The 22621-nt window shown below is 60.8% G+C and carries 16 protein-coding genes and 3 pseudogenes; 15 read left to right on the top strand and 4 right to left on the bottom strand.

What is annotated here, in order from left to right; all coding sequences use genetic code 11:
* The first annotated feature begins 150 nt into the window (after positions 1-150).
* The 3 genes from JOH52_RS30345 (at position 151) to JOH52_RS30355 (ending at position 3212) form a co-directional block, all read left to right on the top strand.
* The gene (locus tag JOH52_RS30345; RefSeq protein ID WP_010967301.1) at positions 151-1443 is read left to right on the top strand and encodes a CmpA/NrtA family ABC transporter substrate-binding protein; all 1293 of its coding nucleotides are present in this window, start codon (positions 151-153) and stop codon (positions 1441-1443) included.
* A gap of 61 nt (positions 1444-1504) precedes the next feature.
* The gene (ntrB, locus tag JOH52_RS30350) at positions 1505-2398 is read left to right on the top strand and encodes a nitrate ABC transporter permease (RefSeq protein WP_014531891.1); all 894 of its coding nucleotides are present in this window, start codon (positions 1505-1507) and stop codon (positions 2396-2398) included.
* Between the two features lie 13 nt (positions 2399-2411).
* Positions 2412-3212 carry an ABC transporter ATP-binding protein gene (locus JOH52_RS30355; protein WP_014531892.1) on the top strand — a complete coding sequence of 267 codons (801 nt, stop codon included), beginning with the start codon at positions 2412-2414 and terminating at the stop codon, positions 3210-3212.
* A 436-nt stretch (positions 3213-3648) separates the two neighbouring features.
* On the opposite strand, the gene JOH52_RS30360 is transcribed toward JOH52_RS30355, so the two are convergent.
* The gene (locus JOH52_RS30360; RefSeq protein ID WP_014531893.1) at positions 3649-6108 is read right to left on the bottom strand and encodes an adenylate/guanylate cyclase domain-containing protein; all 2460 of its coding nucleotides are present in this window, start codon (positions 6106-6108) and stop codon (positions 3649-3651) included.
* Between the two features lie 190 nt (positions 6109-6298).
* Entirely contained in the window at positions 6299-7390 is a 1092-nt protein-coding gene (locus JOH52_RS30365) for a branched-chain amino acid ABC transporter substrate-binding protein (protein ID WP_014531894.1), read from the bottom strand.
* 314 nt (positions 7391-7704) lie between these two features.
* Here JOH52_RS30365 and JOH52_RS30370 point away from each other — a divergent pair, with 314 nt between their 5' ends.
* On the top strand, positions 7705-8706 hold the full coding sequence (locus JOH52_RS30370; RefSeq protein ID WP_014531093.1) for an IS30 family transposase: 1002 nt from the start codon (positions 7705-7707) through the stop codon (positions 8704-8706).
* Between the two features lie 18 nt (positions 8707-8724).
* Here JOH52_RS30370 and JOH52_RS35535 read toward each other — a convergent pair whose 3' ends face one another.
* Complete coding sequence (locus JOH52_RS35535) at positions 8725-8958, bottom strand: transposase (protein ID WP_234705664.1); 234 nt, start codon at positions 8956-8958, stop codon at positions 8725-8727.
* Between the two features lie 606 nt (positions 8959-9564).
* Here JOH52_RS35535 and JOH52_RS30380 point away from each other — a divergent pair.
* From JOH52_RS30380 to JOH52_RS30425, 11 genes and pseudogenes are all read left to right on the top strand, one after another.
* Positions 9565-10566, top strand: coding sequence for a LacI family DNA-binding transcriptional regulator (locus tag JOH52_RS30380; RefSeq protein ID WP_014531896.1), 1002 nt, complete (start codon positions 9565-9567; stop codon positions 10564-10566).
* Positions 10567-10745: 179 nt separating this feature from the next.
* Positions 10746-11780: a sterol desaturase family protein gene (locus JOH52_RS30385; protein WP_014531897.1), complete on the top strand. Its 1035-nt coding sequence runs from the start codon at positions 10746-10748 to the stop codon at positions 11778-11780.
* Entirely contained in the window at positions 11777-12088 is a 312-nt protein-coding gene (locus JOH52_RS30390; RefSeq protein WP_010968075.1) for a Rieske (2Fe-2S) protein, read from the top strand. The genes JOH52_RS30385 and JOH52_RS30390 overlap by 4 nt, the downstream gene beginning before the upstream one ends.
* Before the next feature lie 74 nt (positions 12089-12162).
* Positions 12163-13110 (top strand): substrate-binding domain-containing protein, encoded by a 948-nt coding sequence (locus tag JOH52_RS30395; RefSeq protein WP_014531898.1) that lies wholly within the window; start codon positions 12163-12165, stop codon positions 13108-13110.
* 59 nt (positions 13111-13169) lie between these two features.
* Positions 13170-14447, top strand: coding sequence for an NAD(P)/FAD-dependent oxidoreductase (locus JOH52_RS30400; protein WP_014531899.1), 1278 nt, complete (start codon positions 13170-13172; stop codon positions 14445-14447).
* A pseudogene (locus tag JOH52_RS30405) lies at positions 14404-15072 on the top strand (sugar phosphate isomerase/epimerase family protein); the annotation flags it as partial. The gene JOH52_RS30400 and the pseudogene JOH52_RS30405, both read left to right, overlap by 44 nt.
* Positions 15052-15290: pseudogene (locus tag JOH52_RS35540) on the top strand (IS630 family transposase); the annotation flags it as partial. The pseudogenes JOH52_RS30405 and JOH52_RS35540, both read left to right, overlap by 21 nt.
* Before the next feature lie 281 nt (positions 15291-15571).
* Positions 15572-17347 (top strand): annotated as a pseudogene (locus tag JOH52_RS30410) (potassium transporter Kup); the annotation flags it as partial.
* 942 nt (positions 17348-18289) lie between these two features.
* Positions 18290-19729 (top strand): DUF7125 family protein, encoded by a 1440-nt coding sequence (locus tag JOH52_RS30415; protein WP_017266154.1) that lies wholly within the window; start codon positions 18290-18292, stop codon positions 19727-19729.
* A gap of 6 nt (positions 19730-19735) precedes the next feature.
* Positions 19736-20779, top strand: coding sequence for a sensor histidine kinase (locus tag JOH52_RS30420; RefSeq protein ID WP_014528317.1), 1044 nt, complete (start codon positions 19736-19738; stop codon positions 20777-20779).
* 11 nt (positions 20780-20790) lie between these two features.
* Positions 20791-21180, top strand: a complete 390-nt coding sequence (locus tag JOH52_RS30425; protein ID WP_014531905.1) for a response regulator — start codon at positions 20791-20793, stop codon at positions 21178-21180.
* Positions 21181-21550: 370 nt separating this feature from the next.
* Here JOH52_RS30425 and JOH52_RS30430 read toward each other — a convergent pair whose 3' ends face one another.
* Positions 21551-22594: a sulfate/molybdate ABC transporter ATP-binding protein gene (locus JOH52_RS30430; RefSeq protein WP_017272654.1), complete on the bottom strand. Its 1044-nt coding sequence runs from the start codon at positions 22592-22594 to the stop codon at positions 21551-21553.
* Positions 22595-22621: the final 27 nt, after the last annotated feature.

Raw genomic sequence — 22621 nt, forward strand, 5'->3', positions numbered from 1 at the left:
GCGAGCTCAGGCGCCGATAGCGCCTGCCAAAGACACCGACGTCGCAAGGTCCTTGCCTCCATGGGTTTCCTTCCCAACCCAGGAGCGCAATGCCCAAGCGGCGTTTTTTTGTCGGCTTTCGACCGGCCACCACATTGAGGGAACGTGCGCATGACCAAGACTTTGTTCGGCGGCCTGACCCGCCGCAGCGTGCTGAAGACCACCGCGACGGCCGCCATGGTCGGCGCAGCGAGAACGCTTTTGCCCTCCGGGGCCTTCGCCCAGGGCGCCGGTCCCGAGACCGCGAAGGCCACCCTCGGCTTCATCGCGCTGACCGATTCAGCCCCGCTGATCATCGCCAAAGAGAAGGGTTTGTTCGACAAGTACGGCATGACCGAGGTCGAGGTGGTGAAGCAGGCCTCCTGGGGCACGACCCGCGACAATCTGGTGCTCGGCTCGGCCGGCGCCGGTATCGACGGCGCCCATATCCTGACTCCGATGCCCTATCTCATCTCGACTGGCAAGGTGACGCAGAACAACCAGCCACTGCCGATGGCGATCCTCGCCCGCCTCAATCTCGACGCGCAGGCGATCTCGGTCGGTGCAGCCTATGCCGATCTGAAGGTCGGCATCGACGCCTCGGTGCTGAAAGATGCCTTCGCCAAGAAGAAGGCCGGTGGCGAGGCCGCCAAGGTCGCCATGACCTTCCCGGGCGGTACACACGACCTTTGGATCCGCTATTGGCTCGCCGCCGCCGGCATCGACCCGGACAAGGATGTCGAGACCATCGTCGTCCCGCCGCCGCAGATGGTCGCCAACATGAAGGTCGGCACCATGGACTGTTTCTGCGTCGGCGAACCCTGGAACGAGCAACTCGTCAACCAGAAGATCGGCTACACCGCTGTCAACACCGCCGAGATCTGGGCCGAGCATCCGGAGAAGTCCTTCGCCATGCGCGCCGACTGGGTCGAGAAGAACCCGCGCGCCGTCAAGGCGCTGGTCATGGCCATCGAGGAAGCCGCGCAGTGGTGCGACGATATGGCGAACAAGGACGAACTCGCCAAGATCGTCGGCAAGCGCAGCTGGTTCAACGTGCCGCCAAAGGACATCGTCGATCGGCTGAAAGGTGAATACGACTACGGCAACGGCAAGATCGTGGAGAACAGCCCCCACTTCATGAAATTCTGGCGCGAACACGCGTCCTACCCGTTCCAGAGCCATGACGCCTGGTTCCTCACCGAGAATATCCGCTGGGGCAAGCTTGCATCGGATACGGACATCAAGGGGCTGATCGCCAAGGTCAACCGTGAGGACATCTGGCGCGAAGCGGCAAAGGACCTCGGCATCTCCGACATCCCCGCCTCCACTTCGCGCGGGCCGGAGACCTTCTTCGACGGCAAGGTCTTCGATCCCGCAAATCCCGAAACGTACCTGAAGAGCCTGGCAATCAGCCGCATCGCCTGATGCCGCATCGGCAGCCGGGTCCCTTCCCGGCCGCCTTCGATTAACCCCCTAGGAGAACGGCATGTCCGTCACCAATCTCAAGCTCAAACCCCAGGCGACTCCGCAGACCTCCGCTCAGGTCATCGCTCTCGGGCAGACGGCGAGCCGCGGCATCGATGGCCGTCTGTCGCGCTTTGTCACCCAGACGGTCACCAACCTCTTGCCGCTGCTCGTCACACTGACGTTCTTCACCCTTGCCTGGCAGCTCATCTGCTCGTCGCCTGAATCGAGCCTTCCGGCCCCGTCGCGTGTCCTCGAGGAAAGCTGGGAACTGATCGCACATCCCTTCTACATCGGTCAGGGTGTCGATCAGGGTCTGTTCTGGCACGTGTTCGCCAGCCTGCAGCGCGTCGCGCTGGGCTACGCGATGGCTGCGGCGGTCGGCGTCGCGCTTGGGACGCTCGTCGGCCAGAGCGTGCTCGCGATGCGCGGCCTCGATCCGATCTTCCAGGTGCTTCGCACCGTGCCGCCGCTCGCCTGGCTGCCGCTTTCACTCGCCGCCTTCCAGGATGGCACCCCTTCGGCAATCTTCGTCATCTTCATCACGGCGATCTGGCCGATCATCATCAACACCGCGGTCGGCATCCGCAACATTCCGCAGGATTACCAAAACGTCGCCAAGGTGCTGCGACTGAACGGCTTCGAATATTTCGGCAAGATCATGCTGCCGGCCGCTGCCCCCTACATCTTCACCGGTCTTAGGATCGGCATCGGTCTCTCCTGGCTGGCGATCGTGGCGGCCGAGATGCTGATCGGCGGCGTCGGCATCGGCTTCTTCATCTGGGATGCGTGGAACTCGTCGCTGATCAGCGACATCATCGTGGCCCTCATCTATGTCGGCGTTGTCGGCTTTCTTCTCGACCGCCTCATCGCACTCATCGGCCGCGCCGTCACCCGCGGCACTGCAAACGCTTAGAGAGGGAAGCCCGATGACCAAGAGCTATCTTTCACTTGAACTCCTGGACAAGAGCTTCGAACGCGGCGGAACGCGCACCGAGGTTCTCAAACAGGTCTCACTTACTGTCGACAAGGGTGAATTCATCTCGATCATAGGCCATTCTGGCTGCGGCAAGTCGACCCTGCTTAACATCGTCGGTGGGCTGACACAGGCGACGACCGGCGTCGTCCTCCTCGACGGCAAGGTCGTCGACGAACCTGGACCGGACCGCGCCGTCGTCTTCCAGAACCACTCGCTGCTGCCGTGGCTCACGGTCTACGAAAACGTCCGGCTGGCCGTCGACAAGGTGTTTTCGAGAACCCGCAACAAGCAGGAACGCCATGAATGGACGATGCGCAACCTCGAGCTAGTGCAGATGGCGCATGCCGCCGAGAAGCACCCCTCAGAGGTCTCCGGCGGCATGAAGCAGCGCGTCGGCATCGCCCGGGCGCTTGCCATGGAACCGAAGGTGCTGCTTCTCGACGAGCCCTTCGGGGCGCTCGACGCCCTGACCCGCGCGCATCTGCAGGACCAGGTCATGCAGATTCACGCGACGCTCGGCAATACGGTGCTGATGATCACGCATGACGTCGACGAAGCGGTCCTGCTTTCGGACCGCATCGTCATGATGACCAATGGACCCTCTGCACGAGTCGGTGAAATCCTCCACGTGCCGCTCGCGCGTCCGCGTCGTCGCATTGAGCTCGCCTCCGAGCGAACTTACCTGACATGTCGCGAGTCGGTGCTGAAGTTCCTCTACGAACGCCACCGCTTCGTCGAAGCTGCAGAGTGATTATTCCGAACGGAACTCGATCTCGGTAAAGGCTCTCACCAGCGGCCATCTTCTACAGCTTGCGGTATCTTAGTTGTGTCGTCCCCTGCCCTGCAACGATCAACAGCGCGCGGCGGTTTGGGTCAGTTTTGGGTGGCGAAGGCTTCCTTCCGGGCCCGATCGGACTGTTCCAGCCGCACCGCGTGCTTCGATGGAGCCATCAAAGGTGCGCTTGTCGGCGCAACCAAACCTGAGCCGCGCAGCCGCCAGACGTCGGCTCTTCCAGCTCGCCGACGGCTTCGTTCGCGGTTAGGGCCGAGCTTATCCCTCGCCTTGACCGGGTCCGAACCATGGGCCACTTACATCTTCCGCACCAGCGCCGGTGGAGGTACCTTTGGTCCTGCGAACAAGCACGCGATTAGCGAGAATCTGGTTCGTTCTGCGCTGGCAATTCTGTCTAACGACAAAGTCGGTCGAGTGTTTCGCGAAGGGCGGTCACGGCCACCTCGCGCTCACCGGTCGACATGAGTTCCGGCTCCGCCTCGATCCTCAGATGGGGCAGCTCGGTTCGAATGGAACTGCAGCCCGTGGTCAGATTCGCCTTGAAGTCGACGACGCGATAAGTCGCGACTGGATAGGCTATTCCCCTGATGCGGACACGGCCGGTCTCCTCGCAATGGATCAGGTCCTTCACCTGCGCGAAGGTCTCGTAGGAGATGAGCACTGAGCCGGGCGCGGCCTCCTCTTCAAGTCGGGCGGCGAGGTTCACGGCGCCGCCGATGATCGTATAGTCCATCCGGTCCTCGCTGCCGAAATTGCCGACCGTGCAGTAGTCAGTATGAATGCCGATCCGGCAGCGCAGTGGCATCTCTATACCGACGCTGCGCCAGGTTTCGCCGAGTTCACCCATCCGCTCCTGCATGGCGAGTGCCATCGAGACACAGGCGATCGCGTCCTCCCTAATGCCGCGTGTTTCGGGGTCGCCGAAGAACATTAATATGGCGTCGCCTACGTACTTATCGATCGTAGCCCCGAAGGACAGAGCAATCTTCGACATTTCCGTCAGATACTGATTGAGGAGCTGGGTCAGTTCCTCGGACTCCATCTTGTCGGTTGTTTCCGTGAATGCCGCAATGTCGGAGAAACAGATCGTCAGCTTCTTCCTCCGGCTTTCGATCCTAACGTCCTGTTTGCCGCTGAAGATCGAGTTATACACCTGCGGCGCGAGGTATTTGGCAAGCTTGGCGGAGAGCGCCTCGAGCGCAACTGATTTTTCGGAGAGGTCCTGCTCACGGCGCTTGAGCTCCGTGATGTCGGAATAGACCGCGACGGTGCCGCCGCCCGAAATCCGGCGTTCGCTGATCTGGATCCAGCGATCTGGACCGCGCTGCTGAAGGAGTGTTCCGGTCGGATTGCGATGTGCTTCGAGGCGCTCGGCGAGCCATTCTTGCTCCCGCCCGATCGCATCCTCTATCAAGCCACGCTCCGCTGCCGCGCGGATGATCGCCTCGAAATGGGTTCCGGAAACGACTGCGTCATCCATCCCCGGGTAAAGAATGTCGCGATATCGACTGTTGCAGACGAGAAGCCGATCTTCGCTGTCATAAAAGGCGAAGCCCTCCGATATGCTTTCAATCGCGTCGATAAGGCGCTGGCGGGCTTCAGCCACAGTGCGCAGGTTCTTCTCCTCGACCTCGATCGCCGTATCGCGGAATACGCGAAGAGCCTTGGCCATACGGCCGATCTCGTCGCCACGGGTCTGCGGTAACGGCACCCGAAGGTCGCCAGCGGCGATGGCAAGCATGCTATGGCTTAGGCCAGTAAGGCGTGCAAGAAGATTGCGGTCGACATAGAGCCAGACGATCAGGACCGAACTCAAGAGGCTCAGAAGGGCGGAGCCAAGCACGACCCCAGTACCATAGCGCCGAACCGTTGCGGCTTCCGAGCCCGCCTCGGCGATGTCGCCTTTGGCCGCCGCCACCAGGCGGTCCACGGCCAGAGTGAGCTTCCGCGACAGCTTATCGTTCTCCACCACTAACTTCTCGCCCTCTGCCACAACCGCGAGCTCTTCGTTACGCGCGTTCGGGATGCTTCTCTGGCCGTCGATCAGCGCCTCGAACTGGTCTACGAGCTGCTGAAAACGCTTGCGCAATTGCTCATCGAATTCGGGGGTCACCGACTCGAGCGTCTCGATCGAGCGCCGCAGGGGGAATGAAATCAGCGACAGGTCGCCTGGCGTCGGCGCGACAGCGGCCTGCAGAAGCGTGTCGTTGATTGCCGCGATCTCCCGCTGCGCGGTCTGCTGTGGGATGTAGGCGGCGATCGCTCGCGCCAGGTCTCTTGTGGCCGCGGCCTCTGCCTCTGGCGTCGTCACTGCATCGGCTGTGGCTGCCCGCCATCGCGGCACTTTGGAATTCATAACGAGAATACCGGGCGCGACGAGGCGCTGGCTAGCATTTGTCGTTGCCGACAGGCGACGCAGAAGTTCCTCCTTGCGTGCGACGGCAGCAAGGCGGACGGTGACGAGGTCGTCGAGAGCATGCAAGTTGCGCCTGAGCCCGACCACCGCGTCTTCGATCTCGCTGACCACCCCCGAGCTCAGTGTCGCTCCCTTTAGAGCCGCTAGTAGCTCTTCGAGTCGCGCCATCTCGCTGCCTATCGCGGCCGAGACCTCGCTGTGCCGGGCCCTACTGGTCGAAGCTAGGAAAGCCGGCGCGGTGGCGGCGACACGTTCAGCATGGCGGGAGAGTTCGAGGGACGCGAGCGCGGACGGGGCCCGGCGCTCCGTTACTCGTTCGAGCACCTGACTGAGCTCAAGAAAGGCATACAAGGCGCCTACGGTCGCAAGCACCGCAAAGGCGCTGATGCCGAAGAAAGCGAACAACAATCTGCCACGAACGCCGAGACGGTCAAACATCGCGGCACCCCCTAGCTTCCGGCTGAAGGCGGCCAACATGGTCCGCAAGGAACTCTTCTCATAAGGCGAGCTGCTGCGATCAGCGCCTACAGCGCCGTCGTGTCTTCGGACGCACCGATCTCGCCGTAGCTTCTTCAGTTGCTACATGTTTTTTACCCTTTGATCGGCTCCAATTAGGCAAACCTGCGGGTTACTCAACAGGCACGTACTCGCCACTTTTCCAAACATACCATACCCAGCTTTGGACTGTGAGATCGCCCTTCTTATCAAAGTCGATCCGGCCCAGCACCGTATCGAATTGGTCTTCGCGCAGCGCCGCTATCACCGCCTGAAGGTCAAGCGAGTTCGCCTTCGTGACCGCTTGAGCCCAGATCTCGGCAGCGCCGTAGCTGTGGAGCGTCCAGGAATCCGGCTCGAAGTTTTCAGCCCTAAAGCGCTCGACGACCTCCGCGGCCTCAGCATTTCGACGCGGGTCGGCGACAAAGGTGAAGAGCGTCCCCTCGGCGGCAGGGCCGGCAATAAGGCCAAATGCCTCGGTCGCGGTGTCGTCGCCCGAGATAAGCTGGACCGGGTAGGCGCGGTCGCGCGCGGCGCGGACCATAAGGGCTGCCTCCGTATGATAACCCCCAAGATAAAGCACCGCGATATGTGCCGTCTGCAACGCGGCGACCTCAACCGAGTAATCGTCCTTTCCGGGCGTGTAGCTTTGATAAACCGCTTCGGTCACGCCCCGCTTGTTGAGTTGCTTCTTCGTCTCGTCGGCAAGTCCCTTCCCATAGGTCGTGTTGTCGTGAAGGATCGCAATCTTGCTGTCGCCCCAGTGGTCCGCCAGATAGTTGCCGGCCTTGTGGCCCTGGGCATCGTCGCGACTGCAGACGCGGAAGACATTGGCGTGCCCTTGCTCAGTCAACATCGGATTGGTCGAGGACGGCGAAATCTGCAGAACGCCAGCGGCCGCATAGATCTTCGATGCAGGGATGGAGGCTCCGGAGCAGTAATGCCCGATGACGAAGACTGCACCGTCTGCGACCAGCTTCTCGGCGGCCGCAAGCGCCTGCCGAGGATCGCAGAAGTCGTCGGCCACGATCAGCCGAACCTGCTGGCCGAGCACACCGCCTGCGGCATTGATATTGGCAACGGCCATCTCCGCACCGCGCCTAAGCTGGGTGCCGGTCCAGGCGAGCTTACCGCTCATCGGGCCAGCGACGCCGATCAGGACTTCCGCCTCACTCTGGGATGCAAGCGCGAATGCAAGTGCAGCAGCGGCGAAAAGATGGCGCATGGAGGCCCCTCCCCGTTTGCATTTTACTCTTTACGGATGGGGACCGCCACCGTGCATGACGGCAGTGGTCAAGCGAAGTGGGTCGCAGGATCCGGCTCTTGGCCGATAAGCGTGCTCCAACGGCTTAAGGGCGGCGGCTCGGGTATGTGCGTTGTCGGCGCTTTCGGCACCGGCGCCGACAACGCGCCGGAGCTCCACGAGCAAACCGCTGTTCCAGGCGATACATTATGCGATCCTTCTGTAACGGGCGGTACATTCTATTTCCAAGTGCGACATGCCAATAAAAACAAAGGCTTCGCCTTGGAGATTTTTGGATGTCGCTTTGCTATTCGCAACTCACCCTTTCCGATCGACGACGTTTGCATCAGCTCGTGGAACGCAAAGTTCCTGTCGGTGAGATCGCCCGCCAACTCGGTCGGCATCGATCGACGATCTATCGTGAACTGAAGCGCAATACCTTTCATGATGCCGAGTTTCCGGAATACAGCGGCTATTACAGCGGTATCGCCAACGACATCTCGAAGGAGCGTCGGCGACGGCTGCGCAAGCTCAGCCGCCACCCGCAATTGCGCGAACTGGTCATCGAGCAGCTGAAGGCACTTTGGTCGCCGGAGCAGATCGCCGGCCGTCTGCTTGCCGATGGTGTGAGCGCCGTCCGCGTCTGCACCGAGACGATCTATCGCTTCATCTATAGCAAGGAAGATTATGCGCTGGAGCTCTATCAGCATCTGCCGGAAGGCCGTCGTAAGCGCCGCCCACGCCGCTCCCGCAAACCCCGTGACGGCTCGATCCCGTTGGACTGCAGGATCAGCCAACGCCCTGATTTCATTGCCGATCGCTCTCAGTTCGGCCACTGGGAGGGTGATCTCCTGATCTTCCGGCGCGACCTTGGTGAAGCCAATGTCACCTCGCTGGTCGAGCGCAAGAGCCGCTACACGGTGATGATCAAGAATGGCAGCCGTCACTCTCGTCCGCTCATCGACAAGATCATCGATGCCTTCTCACCGCTACCCGCCTTTGCCCGGCAGAGCTTCACCTTCGACCGTGGTACCGAGTTTCGCGGTTTCAAGGCTTTGGAAGATGGACTCGGCGCCAGGAGCTGGTTTTGCGATCCGAATTCACCGTGGCAGAAAGGCGCGGTCGAGAACACCAACAAGCGCATCCGTCGCTTTGTGCCGAGCGATACGGACCTGTCCGCCGTCAACCAGCCGCAACTGGTCGCCCTCGCCCACCATCTCAATTCACTGCCCAGGAAATGCCTTGGTTACCGCACGCCCGCCGAGGTCTTCATGGCCCATTTGCGCGATTGCGGGTAATCCCCTACCCTCCACCCGTCATTGTTGCACTTGGATTAGATTCTCCAGGCGTTGCGTCAATCCGAAGTGCGGCCCCACCGCGCGGGATGAGCGGAAGCGCTCCGGCGCATCGACGGCCGCCACAAACGTCAGCGCCACCAGGACGCCAACGCTGGGCGTCGTCATCAGCCGCTGTGCGTTCTCATCCTGGCGGGCGATGGCGCGCAGCTTGCGCTCAAAGCCTGCAAATTCATTCACAAGCGCGTGGCGCACCTTCAATAGTGCCGTCCCGATCGCCTCCAGGGTCGAATGGCCGGCAATCAGTTCGCGGATGCGCCCCGCGTAAGTGCGTCGCGTCGTCGCCCTGCCTTCAGGCCGAAGCCGCGCAGGATGCCCCGGAGGCTCATCTCGATATCGTGAAGCTTAGTATTCCAGTGATACGTCGATGCCGGCATAACTGCTTCATGGTCGTCTCTCCGTGCTGCTATGGAGCAGGCCACTCCTAACTCCGCGACAACCATCATTGTGAGGGACGACCACCGCGCCTTCAAACCTGGCGGGCCGGGTTCCGCCCGTTACACCATCTTTTCAGCGAGAAGCGTGACAATCCTCGCAACAATTCCTGCACACGCCTCGTGAAGAACTGAAGAACGGCTGCCTTCGACCCAAGGAGATCTCGCCGCCAGCATCTGCAATTTCCGGTGAATGGCGCAAGCCGGACATGTCACGTGACCAAATTTCCCGCGGCCAGTCTCCATTCGCCCCCGCTTTTGACTTCCCTGCATACCTCTGTGAGGCTTGCGGGCTCACGTGTATGAGCAACGGACACGCGCATGGAATCGACCATGGTCGCGTCAGCCCATTAGAGGGTGCCGGAAAGTGAGCAAACCGAGTTATCGCGACATCGCCCGCCATGCGGGCGTAGGGACCGCAACGGTCGAGCGTGTCCTGAACGGGCGCGGAGGTGTTCGCCCGGAACTGGTCGAGAAGGTGGTCGTTGCCGCGCGCGCACTGAACTACCCGCGCACGCTTCCCGACGCCCATCGAGGATTGCTGCGCATCGAAGTGCTGCTGGTCCGCCCCGAGACGACCTTCTATCGGCGGCTTTCCAAGGCGTTCGAAAGAATTGCCGACACCCTCGATCCTTTGGTGGTCGTACACCGCAGCTTCGCCGAAGAGATGAAGCCGGAAGAGATCGCAAGGCGGATCCTGTCCGCGGAGCTCACGCGCGCCGGTCTGATCCTTGCCGTACCCAGCAGTCCGGTGATCAGCGCGGCCGTGGAGGCGGTCGTCGAGAGAGGCCTGCCAGTCGTCCATGTCGTGACCCGAGCCTCCGTAGACAAGGGGGAGTTCGTCGGCATCGACAACTACGCGGCCGGGCGGACTGCGGCTCACTTCATCGCCCGCATGGCGCGGGCAGAGGGGCCGGCCGTTGGCCTATGCCATCCTATCTATCAGGTACACCGCGATCGCATCCGGGGGTTCTCCGACTACTTTCGCGACAACCCCGGTCCCATTGCCTTCAAATGGCTCGGCTTCACTCGCGACGAAGAACACTACAGCGCCGAAACCCTGTCCACTGCACTTGAAATCTATCCGAACCTGGTCGGTCTCTATAATGCGGGCGGCGCGAACTCCGCTCTGATCGATGTACTTCGGCGTCATCGGCGCGGCCGGGATGTACTGTTCGTCGGGCACGAAATGACCGAATATACGCGCGCCGCCCTGCGCGAGGGCATTATGGATGTCGTCTTGGATCAAGCGCCCGAGGCCCAGGCCCAGCGTGCGCTCGATCTGATCCTGCGTCGCATCGGCTTGACGGCGATCGAACCGGATTACGCCCCCATTCGCTTCATCACCATCACGCCCGAAGGCCTTTGATCTAATTAGATCAAAGAAGGTCTCGAAGCTTGGAAGGCCTCCTGCTAACTTCGCGGCAAGGAGGAGAGCCTGAGCTGCAAGAGCAGCGCACCGGATCACGGCGCGACTGCATCGCTCCTTCCACCGTAAAAATTCGAACGGGCGCGGGACCTTCAATCCACCGCCCGAAGGAGAGCGCTATGGACGATCTCAAATATGGAACGCGCAACAAGCGCGGTGACTGGGCGCCGAACCAGCCGGTCGAAACCGCCCCCCTATTCGCCTTTCCGCCGCGCCTCAAGGCAGTCCTAAAGTGGCTGCCGCACTACTTCTTTCCCTGGAACATGATCTTTGCGGCCTCGGCAGTGGCCTACTGGGCCTGGGTGATCCCGCCGGTGGAAAGGCTGCAGACACTCGGCATCGAGTGGATCGCGTGGCTTTACGTGGTGAACGCGATCTCGGTGTTTCTATTCTACGGCGCTTTCGAGCTGCATCTCTATGTCTTGAAACGGCAGGAAAACCGCTTCAAGTACAACGGCAGGTTCCCGGCCGATCAGAAAAGCAAGGCATTCTGGTTCGAAAGCCAGAACTTCGACAACATCCTGCGTACATTCCTCTCGGGCGTGACCATCTGGACCGCAGTCGAGGTCGCCATGCTGTGGGCCTATGCCAAGGGTTATGCGCCCTGGCTCGACTTTGCGGAAAATCCCTGGACGCTCGCGTTGGTCGCGCTGGTGGTTCCGATCATCCACGAGTTCCATTTCTTCTGCATTCACCGGTTCATCCACACCCCTTTGCTCTACAAGTGGGTGCATTCGGTCCATCACAATTCAGTCAACCCTTCGCCCTGGTCCTCGCTATCGATGCATCCGGTCGAGCATCTGCTCTATTTCGGAACGGCCTTCTATCACCTGATCCTGCCCTCCAATCCGGTGCTGATGCTCTATCAGCTTCATTACGCGGGCTTCGGGGCCATTCCCGGCCATGTCGGCTTCGACAAGGTGGAGATCGGCGAGGATAAACTGGTCGATAGCCACGCCTATGCTCACTACCTGCACCACAAGTATTTTGAGGTGAACTACGGCGATACCTTGATCCCGCTCGATAAGTGGTTCGGCACCTGGCACGACGGCTCCGCGGAGGGCGAGGCGCGGATGCAGGAACGCTACCGCAGGAGGAAGGAAAAACTCGCGGTCCGCAAGGCGCGCGTCGGAATCGGGGAGGCTGCCGAATGACCTGGGTTTCAGCCTGCAAGCTTGACGATATCGAACAGGAAGGGGCCATCCGCTTCGACCACGGCGGACGCACCTACGCGATCTATCGCGGGCCGGACGACAGCGTTTACTGCACCGCAGGGCTCTGCACGCACGAGGCGATCCATCTCGCGGACGGACTGGTCATGGATTTCGAGGTGGAATGTCCCAAGCATTCCGGCGCCTTCGATTATCGCACGGGCGAGGCCATCCGGCTTCCCGCCTGTGAGAACCTGAAAACCTATCCGGCGGAAGTGGTCGACGGAGAGGTGCGCGTGGCTCTGGCCTAGGCCACCAACATCAAGCTGGCCAGGTGGGCCTCCGGGATCGAAGTGGGTGGCCCGGCACCCGATGGGAGGATGAGATGAAAACGAGTTTTGTGGCGGCTGTCCTGGCCACCGCCCTGATGGCGGGTACCGCATCGGCCGAGACGATCGGCGTGTCGATGCAGAGCTTCGATAACAACTTTCAAACGCTGCTGCGCGAGGGGCTCGATGCAAGAGCTTCCAAGGTGAGCGGGGTCAACCTTCAGATCGAGGATGCTCAGACAGACATTTCCAAACAGCGCAGCCAGGTGGACAACTTCATCGCCTCGGGGGTGGACGCAATTATCATGACCTTGGCGGATACGTCAGCCGCCGCGGGCATAAGCGAGGATGCGAGCAAAGCAGGGATTCCACTCGTCTACCTCAATCTCGAGCCGGAAAATCTCGATCGGCTGCCTGAGAAGCAGGTCTATGTCGGTTCGAAGGAGACCGACTCGGGAAGGCTCGGTGCCGAGGCCGCCTGTGAGCTGTTGAAGAAAATTGGCAAGGTGAGCGATGCGCAGGCCTACATCTTGATGGGCGATTTGGCTCACCAGGCGTCGCGCGATCGCACCTCGTCGGTCAAGGAAACGCTGGTGCAAGGCGATTGCAAGGGCGTGACCATCGCCGACGAGCAGTCCGCCGCCTGGACGCGCACCAATGCGATGGACCTGACCACGAACTGGGTCACCGCCGGTCGCCCGATCGACGTGATCTTCGCCAACAATGACGAGATGGCGATCGGCGCGATCCAGGCGCTCAAGGCCGCAGGGATGTCGATGGACGATGTGATCGTCGTCGGCATCGATGCGACCCAGGATGCGCTTGCGGCAATGGCGGCGGGCGATCTGGACGTGACGGTATTCCAGAACGCCAAAGGACAGTCGGCAAGTGCCGTGGATGCTGCCGTCGCGCTCGCTCGGGGGAAAAGCGTCGACAGGGAGGTTTGGGTGCCCTTCGAACTCGTGACGCCCGAGAACATGGACCAGTACAGCCAGAAGAACTGATCCCCCTGACCGGCGCACCTGCCCTGTATGCGCCGGTTCATCTTCACTTGGAGAATGCGATGGACGGTATCTTCATCATTGGTGCCGGGGAATGCGGCACCCGAGCAGCATTCGCGCTGCGCGAAGCAGGCTATTCCGGATCGGTCACGCTGATCGGAGCCGAGCCCCATCTGCCCTATGAACGGCCGCCGCTTTCGAAGCCCATGAGCGGTGCGGTGCAGATGAAATTGATCTGCGCGAAGGAATCGCTGGAGGCGGCCGGCATCGACTATCTTCAGGGTGTGTCGGCCTCGAAGCTGGATGCCGGCGCCGGAATCCTTACCTTAAGCGACGGGCGGGTGTCGAGGTACGAGAAGCTGCTCCTCGCCACGGGCGCACGTCCGAGACGGCTCGCATGCCCAGGCGCGGAACTCGCGCTCGACTTCCGCACCCATGCCGACGCCGAGGCGATTTTCGCCAATATTGCGCCAGGGCGGAGCGTTGCGATCATCGGCGGCGGTTTGATCGGAATGGAGCTTGCGGCGGTGCTTCGCGGAAAAGAGGTCCCGGTCAGCGTGATCGAAGCCGCGCCGAAACCTCTGGGACGAGCCGTCCCTCCGCGCTTTGCCGAAAAGCTGCACGCCAGGCATGCGGCCGAAGGCGTGCGGTTCCATCTGGGCCGGGGTGTCATGGCACTCAGCGACGATGGGGTTGCTCTGACCGATGGGAGCATGGTGCCCGCCGATCTCGTCGTTAGCGCCATCGGCGTTTTGCCTGAAACCGCGCTGGCGGACACCGCAGGACTGGCCACGGGTAACGGAATCCTAACCGACGGGCGTCTCCGCACCAGTGCACCAAACGTTTTCGCCGCAGGTGATTGTGCGGCGGTGGCGCAACCAGGTGGCGGACACACTCGATTTGAAAGCTGGCGGAATGCGAGGACGCAGGCCGAGACCGTCGCCCGGAACATGGCCGGTGCCACCGAGACTTTTACCGCCATCCCGTGGTTCTGGTCCGATCAGTACGACCTTGGACTCCAAGTCGCAGGGCTCCCGCAGCCTGCGCAAAAGTGCGTCGTCCGTTCAGTCGCGACCGGCGAGCTTCAGTTCTACCTGGACGATGGGCGCCTTGTGGCTGCGGCGGGGCTTGGCATCGGCAATGGCTTGGCCAAGGACATCAAGCTGGCCGAGATGTTGATTGCCTCTGGAACGAAGCCGGAGCCCGCAGCATTGGCCGACCCAGGCTTGAACCTCAAGGCGCTGTTGAAGAGCGCACGGGCGGCAAAAGCTGCTGATTTTCCAGTCGCTCTGGGCCATGGAACGCCGGCACACGGACGGACACGAACGCAGTCTCGATGAAAACATCGCAGCGATTTCGGGGGCTGGGTTCGATGGGATCAGCGCTCATTATACCAATCGACACGATGTCGTGCGCCTCAACGAGGCCATCCGCGGCAGCGGCCTGAAGATCGAAGGCGTCTGCTTCCCGCATTCCGTCGAGGATCTGCGCCTACCGCTGGAGCTTGCCGCGGAATTCCCGGTAAGCCACATCAATCTTCAACCCGGCATCCGCTTCCGCCTGGTCGAGGACTGCCTGCCGCTGCTCGACGGGTGGATGCGGCTCGCCGAAGATGCGGGCATTCCGGTGTTCATCGAAACGCATCGCGACAGGATGACCACGGACCTGTTCTTCACGCTGGATCTGCTGGACCACAGGCCCGATCTGCCGCTTCTGGCCGATCTCTCGCATTTCCTGGTCGGCCGCGAATTTGCCGTGCCGGTCGATGCGGAAAATCACGCAATGATCCGGCGCATCCTGCGGAATGCTCAGGCTTTCCATGGTCGCGTCGCCTCGCGCGAGCAGGTGCAGATCGAGATCTCCTTTCCGCATCACCGTCCCTGGGTCGATCTCTTCTTGGAGTGGTGGAGCCACGGTTTTCGCAACTGGCGGTCCCGTGCGGCCGATGACGCCGAGCTCGTCTTCATCATCGGCATGATCGAGGCGTCGAAGGACATCACGCTGAACGAGATGGTTTTGCGTCTGGAAGAGGACCGATCCGTCTCTATCGGCCGCAGCACCCTCGACGTCTGGCTGCGCAAGCGCGGCTTCATATTCAAAAAAAGACCGCACATGCATTGGAGCAGGAGCGGCCAGACCTCCTGAAGCGGCGTCAGGACCGGTTCGATGCACAGCTTGATCTCGCGGATGGAGCGCCGACATCATCAATCGCATCGCCGAAAATCCCGCAAATGGGATCGACGAACTCCTTCCTTGGAACTGGTCCACCCAATCATAGTGTCCACTTAAATCCACAGTGGACACTATCCGGCTCCAGACCGAATGCTTCCCGCAGTCGATACTTTATGCGATCTTCGTGGCCGTCGAGGAGGCGCCTTGCAGCTCCACGCCACCAACGGGCCCGCTGCCGTGACCTCCGTTTGTCACCGTCGAGCAATCGACCAGCGTGCTGTCGGGAATGTCGGCCGCACTGCGCCCGTTTGGCCCAGGTGGCGTTGGGCGGGACGAAGTCATCGGTCTCGTGTCGCTGGTACTCTGGACGCTGACCGCCATCGTGACCATCAAATATGTGCTCGTTCTGCTTCGGGCCGACAACGAGGGTGAGGGTGGCACTTTGTCCCTGCTCGCCCTGTTGCTGAAGAAGGGCACCAAATATCCGGTCCTCATGTTTTTTGCCGGCGTTCTAGGCGCCGCCCTGTTCATCGGTGACGCGATGATCACCCCGGCGCTGTCGGTACTGTCGGCCGTTGAGGGTTTGAAGCTCGTCGCGCCGGCGCTTCACGACTACGTTCTGCCGATCTCCGTCGTGATAATCCTGCTGCTTTTTGCCGTCCAGTCACGCGGGACCGGTGCCGTTTCCGTCTTCTTCGGCCCGATCACGCTCGTTTGGTTTCTCGTGATGGCAGCTGCCGGCGTTGCGCATATAGGCGACGATCTGGCGATCCTTTCGGCTTTTAACCCGCTCAATGCGATCGGTTTTTTATGGAATGCCGGCCTCATCGGCTTTATCGTACTCGGCGCCATCTTCCTCACCGTGACCGGAGCTGAAGCGCTTTATGCCGATCTGGGCCATTTCGGTCGCCATTCCATCCAGGCAGCCTGGTTTGCGGTCGTCTTTCCCGCCCTCGCGTTGAACTATCTCGGGCAGGGCGCGCTGGTTTTGTCCCATCCCGATGCCATCTCCAATCCGTTTTTCCTGATGTTTCCAAGCTGGGCCTTGTTGCCGATGGTGATCCTTGCCACGGCCGCAACGATCATCGCCAGCCAGTCGGTGATCACCGGAGCCTTTTCGCTTATACGGCAAGCGATCCATCTCGGCTTCCTGCCCCGCTTCGAAATCTGCTACACCTCGGAAACGCAAACGGGTCAGATTTACCTGCCCTTGGTCAACACCATCCTTTTGACCGGTGTTCTCGCCCTCATGCTGATGTTCGGTAGCTCCGAAGCCCTTGCCCCCGCATACGGCGTATCCATTACGGGCGCGATGGTGATCGATACCATTCTCGCCTTCGAATTCGTTCGGCGCCAATGGGGCTGGCCCGCTTTGACAGCCATAGCTGTCCTGCTTCCCCTGTTCAGTCTCGAACTGGTCTTCCTCGGCGCCAATCTGTTGAAGGTTCACCACGGGGGCTACGTGCCCATCCTCATCGCCGGCACCTTGATCACGATGATGTGGACCTGGCGGAAGGGTGTCAGCGTGCTGCGCGAGAAGACCGCCCGTCAGGACATCCCGCTGAGCCAGTTCATGGCCATAGTCGAACGAAAGTCCGAGCATGCTCCTGTCCAAGTCCCCGGAACAGCGATCTTCCTGACCGCCACGCCCGACACGACGCCGGCAGTTCTGTTGCACAACATCAAGCACAATCACGTCCTTCATCAGCACAACGTCATCATGACCATCAAGACCGCCCGGGTCCCTTACGTGCCCGAGAAGGACCGCTACACAATTACAAAGCTGTCTGATCGGTTCAGCCTGCTGGAGCTGAGGTTCGGCTTCATGGACGATCAGAATGTCTCACGGGCGCTGGCGCGCTGTCGAAAGGAGGGTTTCAAGTTCGAGATCATGTCGACGTCCTTTTATCTCGGCCGGCGCAAGCTGATAGCCGACCCCCAGTCAGGGCTGCCCCAATGGCAAGACAAGCTCTTCATCGCCATGGCGGACTCGGCGATTGATCCAACCGAGTACTTTCATCTGCCAGCTAATCGAGTCGTCGAGCTGGGAGAGCAAGTCATTATCTAAGTGCGCACTCCGCGCTAGCAGCGGCATCACCGGGCATCAGCCGCGCGTAGCTAGATCTGGACCCAGTTTAAGGAACATTTCAACAAGCAAGCGGTTAAAAGAGAGTTCCTATTCAGACGGAAGTTCTCCGCTGAAACGTTGGCTTAGCGGACAATCGCACAAGTCGACCAACTGCAGCGCTCCTTTTCAATCCGGGAGCGCTGCCCTTCTTGGCGCCTCTTAGCTTTCGACAGATTCATGCGGAACATACCGTCGCCTGCGCGATAGACGGAGGGAAACCCGAATGGACCCGGTCAACGTCGCTGGCATCATGATTCTCCTTGGTATCGTTGCGATATTTGCCATGACCTGGCTCGCGGCCTTAGGAGTAAATCGGGACTGAGATGCAGTTAGATCAGCTGTTGAAATCCCAAGAAAGCCGTAGATCGCGATCACGAGCAGGACGAGGACCAGCAGTAGAATGATTATCCTCGATCCTCTCTTGGCCATTCCGAGGTGCAATAAGAGTCTACAACTAGGTTTGAATAGGACTGAAGTCTAACGCCAAAGAGCTTCTGCAATCTCGGCCGGTCTGACAACCTCCCTCGTCCACCCCTTTTAATTATCCGACAGTTTCGCGCCGCGGAGCCCGGCTGGGACTGGCGGCCGCCGCTGCCGGTCCAGCGTGGGTTGATCAACATTCCGCCCCTATCGATCCCTAACATTTCAGCGAATCACGTGAACCGCTTGCTTGCCTTATAGAGACGGCTCTCGGCCGTTACGAAGATGGAGCCGCTGCTCTTATGCTGTTTCGTAGGATGCACGGTGAGGCGGGTTAGCACTGTGCGACCCGCAGGCTTTAGCGGCTCGCCGTCCTTCTGCTCTGTTTAGAACTCGAAATCATACCTGGACGCCCTAACTTCCATTCTCGTCTTCAATGTTGAACATCATCGAGAGGTGAACGTGGCAGAGCGCAAGAAGCAGACAGTGGTGAGCTCTGGTATCTCTGGGCTAGACGAAATCCTCCGCGGCGGCTTGCCAGCATCAAATCTCTACATCGTCCAGGGCGCACCGGGGTCGGGCAAGACGACCGCGGCGCTGCAATTCCTCCGCGCTGGTGTCGCGCTGGGCGAGCCCTGCATTTATGTCAGCCTGTCTCAGACCAGAGCCGAGTTGGAGGCGATCGCGCGGTCGCACGGCTGGACCCTCGATGGAATCCGCGTGGAGGAACTTTCCGCTTCAGATTCGATAAACCGGGCCGCCGACCAGACCATCTTCCAGACGACTGAACTCCGTCTGGACGAGACGAGAAAAGCGATCGAAAGCGCAATCGAAGAGCATAAGCCGAGCCGATTGGTTTATGATTCCCTGTTGGAAATCCGGCTGATTACCGCCGATTCACCCCGATTCCGACGCGAGCTGATCGCCTTCAAAGCGTTCCTCGCCCAGCGCAACATCGTGGCACTGTTGCTCGACACGCAAACCTCCGAGACGGATCGAACGGGCGAAGAGGTCGACGGCATCGCCCACGGGGTCATTCGCCTGGACAAATCACTCGAAGAATATGGGGGCGTTCGCCGCCGCATTGAGGTGAGTAAGATGCGTGGCGTTCCCGTCGCCGATGGCTATCACGACATGGCGATCCGCGAGGGCGAAGGCGTCGTCGTGTTCCCGCGAATCGTACCGGGTGCGGCGGCGAGAACCGTCAAGCCGCAGCTGATCAAGTCGGGTGTCGATACTCTGGACGAAATGTTCGGCGGCGGGCAGGAATCGGGAACGACAACGCTCGTCATAGGCCAGGCGGGCACCGGTAAATCGACGATGGCGTCGCTCTATGCGACTGCAGCCCTCAAGCGCGGTGAAAGTGTTGGGCTCTTCCTGTTCGAGGAACGAATCGAGACATTCTTCCGGCGCTCCGAGGGGCTGGGAATGGCTCTGCGTCAGTTCCATGAGGATGGCCAGCTGATCCTCCGCGACTTCAATCCCAACGAGATCTCGCCGGGAGAGTTCGGCCAGATCGTCCAGCAATCGGTGAACAGTGAAAAGGTGAAGGTCGTCGTAATCGACAGCTTCACTGGATATTTGAATTCGCTGCCACATCGTGAGAAAGCGGTTCGCGACATACAGTCGCTCCTCAAATATCTCGCCCGGGCCGGCGTCCTCACGATTCTCATCGTCGCGCAACACGGTCTGCTCGGCCAGGGCGTAGGCATTGACGTCGATGTGAGCTTTCTGGGTGACACCGTGCTTCTGCTGCGAATTGCGGAACACGAGGGCAGGCTCCGGCGCAGCATCACGGTCGTGAAGAAGCGGCATGGCCCGCACGATCTCGATGTACGCGAATTGTTCATTCAAAGCTCGGGCGTCTCGGTGATCGCGTATAACCCGCTCCCGGAGGTGTGATCGCTCGTGGACGCGACCGACAGCCCTCTCGACTGGGTGTTGACGATGGCTCCTTATCGGCGCGACGCCGAGCATTTGGAAGCGCTCTTGGCCCAAAATGGCTTGCCCGTCCGGCGCGCGGAGGGCGTGGAAGAGCTGACGGCGCTGTTGGAACAGGGTCCAGGAGTTCTTGTCGCGACCCACGAGGCGCTTAATCCGGAGGTCCTGGAGGTGATCCGCCGGTATTTGATCGACCAGCCTGAGTGGTCTGAGATGCCCCTCGTCATCCTGCTGGATCGCGCAGTGCCTCAGGCCCGCGTCCGCGCCGAGCTGTCGGCAGCCTGGCCCCGCTCACGCCAGCTCTATTACCAGCGTCCTGTCACCACGCTGGAATTGCTAAGCGGTATCCAGTCGATTCTGCTGGCGCGTCTGCGTCAACGCGACATACGCGATCGCATCGAGCGCGAGATCGAACTGCGACGCGAGCTCAACCATCGAGTAAAGAACATCTTGGCCAGCATTTCCTCCATCTTCCAGATGACCCGGCGACGCGCTGTTTCACTCGATGAGTTCGCCGAAGATTTCGCGGGCCGGCTCGCGGCGCTTGCCAACGTACATTCGGCGGTCTTTCAGGCGGACGGTGAAGCGGTCGAATTCTCCAGCGTTGTTGAACTGACCTTCAGTCCATACCGAGTAAGAGGCACGGATCGCCTCGTCTTCACAGGTCCAACGGTCCTGCTGCGTCCGGATGCAGCGACCACGCTTGCGCTTTGCCTCCACGAGCTGGCGACCAACGCGCTCAAGTATGGTGCGCTCTCGACACCAGAAGGCCGGGTCAGCTTGCAATGGTCCGTTTCGCAAGAGGCCGATCTGCTGAGCCTTGAATGGGTCGAGAGTGGAGGTCCGTCAGTGTCGGAGCCGTCGAGGAGTGGATATGGAACGCGGTACATCCGCTCGGCGTTGTCTAGTCAGTTTGGCACGCCGCCGGTCATCCTGTTTCATCCGCAGGGATTGCGTTGCATCGTATCGGGCCCGCTTTCGCGCGTATCACCGAGGCAGCCGGAGGTATAGGAGATTAAGGTATGGCTCCTTCCGTGTCGCCGTTGCGGATATTCTATCTCGAAGACAACCCGCTGATCGTCTTTCACATTGAGGCGATGATCGAGGATCTGGGGTATGTCTTTACAGGCTCCGCCAGCAGCTTCGCCGACCTGGTTGGCAGGATAGAGACGATCGAGGTCGACGGGGTGCTGGTAGATATCGATCTGGCCGATGGGCGCACCGGCCCGGCTGCCGCAAAGTGGCTTCGCCAGCGCGGCATTCCAAGCATCTTTGTCACCGGACAGGAAGCGATCGCCGCTGAGTATCCGGAGACAGCGCTCGCAACGATAGGCAAACCGGTGTCGGAAAGCGAACTCGCCGAGAAACTAGAACTGTTTCGGCTCACCAGCTCCACCAGCAAGACGATCTAACAATTCATTGCCCTTTGGCTTGGGCGCCGCATCTCGCGATCAGTCGGCGGCGCCGCGGCATTCTGCTTCAGCCACTGCACCAAAATGGCCATCCGCAATCTGCTTGGGTCTGCACAGAAATTCCAACCGATCATCCCGGTCTTGCTTAAACTCCCTGGATGATCACCAGGAGGTACGACTCGAGGCGGGAAACTAGGCGCGACCTGGACGGTCTTCGACGTCTTTAGCGGGTTGTCGGCCATCCACCCCCACGATGAAAGGATGCTGGGAACTATCCGCATCGGAGGCGCACGAGCTGCTAGATCTGCTAAATTTGCAGACTGCCTTAAGTCCACGGCTTGAAATCGACGTCATGAACGCTCCTCCCAGGCTACTCGCCACAAAACAGCTTCCACTTCGTGGGGCGGAGCGCGATACAGGTGCGGTCGGCCGAGGACGCCAGCTCGGGCGGCAACTCAACCTCGATCGACGACTGTGTCTTGCCGAGATCCAATTCGAGGTGGCGCGTGCCCGCTACACGCCGACTCGCCGTGACACGCCCGGCGAGACAGCCACTGCCACCCTCAATGAGCTCGACGTCGTGCGGGCGGAAGAAGAGGGTTGCCTGCCCGTCCTGCTCGTTCGCGGCGCGAAGGCCGATTGGGCGACCCTCGAACCAGATCTCACCATTGGCAAGCGTGACGTTGAGACAATTGGACTGACCGATGAAGCCGTAGACGAAAGGCGAGACGGGGTGATCGTAGATCTCGTCGGGGGTGCCGACTTGCTCGATCGCGCCCTTGCTCATCACTACGACGCGGTCGGCAAGCTCGAGTGCCTCTTCCTGGTCATGGGTGACGAAGAGGGTCGTGTACCCGGTGCGGTCGTGGATTTCGCGGAGCCACCGGCGAAGTTCCTTGCGAACCTGCGCGTCGAGCGCGCCGAAGGGCTCGTCGAGCAGCAGCACGCTCGGTTCGACCGCCATAGCGCGGGCGAGCGCCACCCGCTGCCGCTGGCCCCCAGAAAGCTGGGCCGGATAGCGTTTTTCGAGCCCAGAGAGCTGCACCAAGTCGATGAGGTCGAGCGCACGACGGCGGATCTCTGCGGCGGGCGGCCGCCGGTTGGCGGGCCGTACCTTGAGCCCGAATGTGACATTGTCGAGCACCGTCATGTGGCGGAACAGGGCGTAGTGCTGGAAGACGAAGCCGATATTGCGCTCCTGGACGGTCCTCTTCGATGCGTCCTCGTCGCCGAAGAAGATCATGCCCTCGGTCGGGCTTTCGAGGCCAGCAATTAGCCTGAGCAGCGTCGTCTTTCCTGAACCCGACGGGCCGAGGAGCGCAATCAGCTCGCCGGAGAGGATGTCGAGTGTGACGTCGACGAGCGCCGGGAAGCGGCCGAATTCTTTGCGGAGGCTCTCGACCCGGACTTCCATCTCTGTGCGCCTTTCAATGTCTTCGAC

The organism is Sinorhizobium meliloti, assembly GCF_017876815.1.
GTDB lineage: Bacteria > Pseudomonadota > Alphaproteobacteria > Rhizobiales > Rhizobiaceae > Sinorhizobium > Sinorhizobium meliloti.

Excerpts from the sequence above, each read along its gene's own strand:
- JOH52_RS30425 (WP_014531905.1), top strand. The coding sequence starts at position 20,791 with ATGGCTCCTTCCGTGTCGCCGTTGCGGATATTCTATCTCGAAGACAAC.
- JOH52_RS30400 (WP_014531899.1), top strand. The coding sequence starts at position 13,170 with ATGGACGGTATCTTCATCATTGGTGCCGGGGAATGCGGCACCCGAGCA.
- JOH52_RS30365 (WP_014531894.1), bottom strand. The coding sequence starts at position 7,390 with ATGCGCCATCTTTTCGCCGCTGCTGCACTTGCATTCGCGCTTGCATCC.
- JOH52_RS30385 (WP_014531897.1), top strand. The coding sequence starts at position 10,746 with ATGGACGATCTCAAATATGGAACGCGCAACAAGCGCGGTGACTGGGCG.
- JOH52_RS30395 (WP_014531898.1), top strand. The coding sequence starts at position 12,163 with ATGAAAACGAGTTTTGTGGCGGCTGTCCTGGCCACCGCCCTGATGGCG.
- JOH52_RS30360 (WP_014531893.1), bottom strand. The coding sequence starts at position 6,108 with ATGTTTGACCGTCTCGGCGTTCGTGGCAGATTGTTGTTCGCTTTCTTC.
- JOH52_RS30370 (WP_014531093.1), top strand. The coding sequence starts at position 7,705 with ATGTCGCTTTGCTATTCGCAACTCACCCTTTCCGATCGACGACGTTTG.
- JOH52_RS30430 (WP_017272654.1), bottom strand. The coding sequence starts at position 22,594 with ATGGAAGTCCGGGTCGAGAGCCTCCGCAAAGAATTCGGCCGCTTCCCG.
- JOH52_RS30345 (WP_010967301.1), top strand. The coding sequence starts at position 151 with ATGACCAAGACTTTGTTCGGCGGCCTGACCCGCCGCAGCGTGCTGAAG.
- JOH52_RS30355 (WP_014531892.1), top strand. The coding sequence starts at position 2,412 with ATGACCAAGAGCTATCTTTCACTTGAACTCCTGGACAAGAGCTTCGAA.
- ntrB (WP_014531891.1), top strand. The coding sequence starts at position 1,505 with ATGTCCGTCACCAATCTCAAGCTCAAACCCCAGGCGACTCCGCAGACC.
- JOH52_RS30390 (WP_010968075.1), top strand. The coding sequence starts at position 11,777 with ATGACCTGGGTTTCAGCCTGCAAGCTTGACGATATCGAACAGGAAGGG.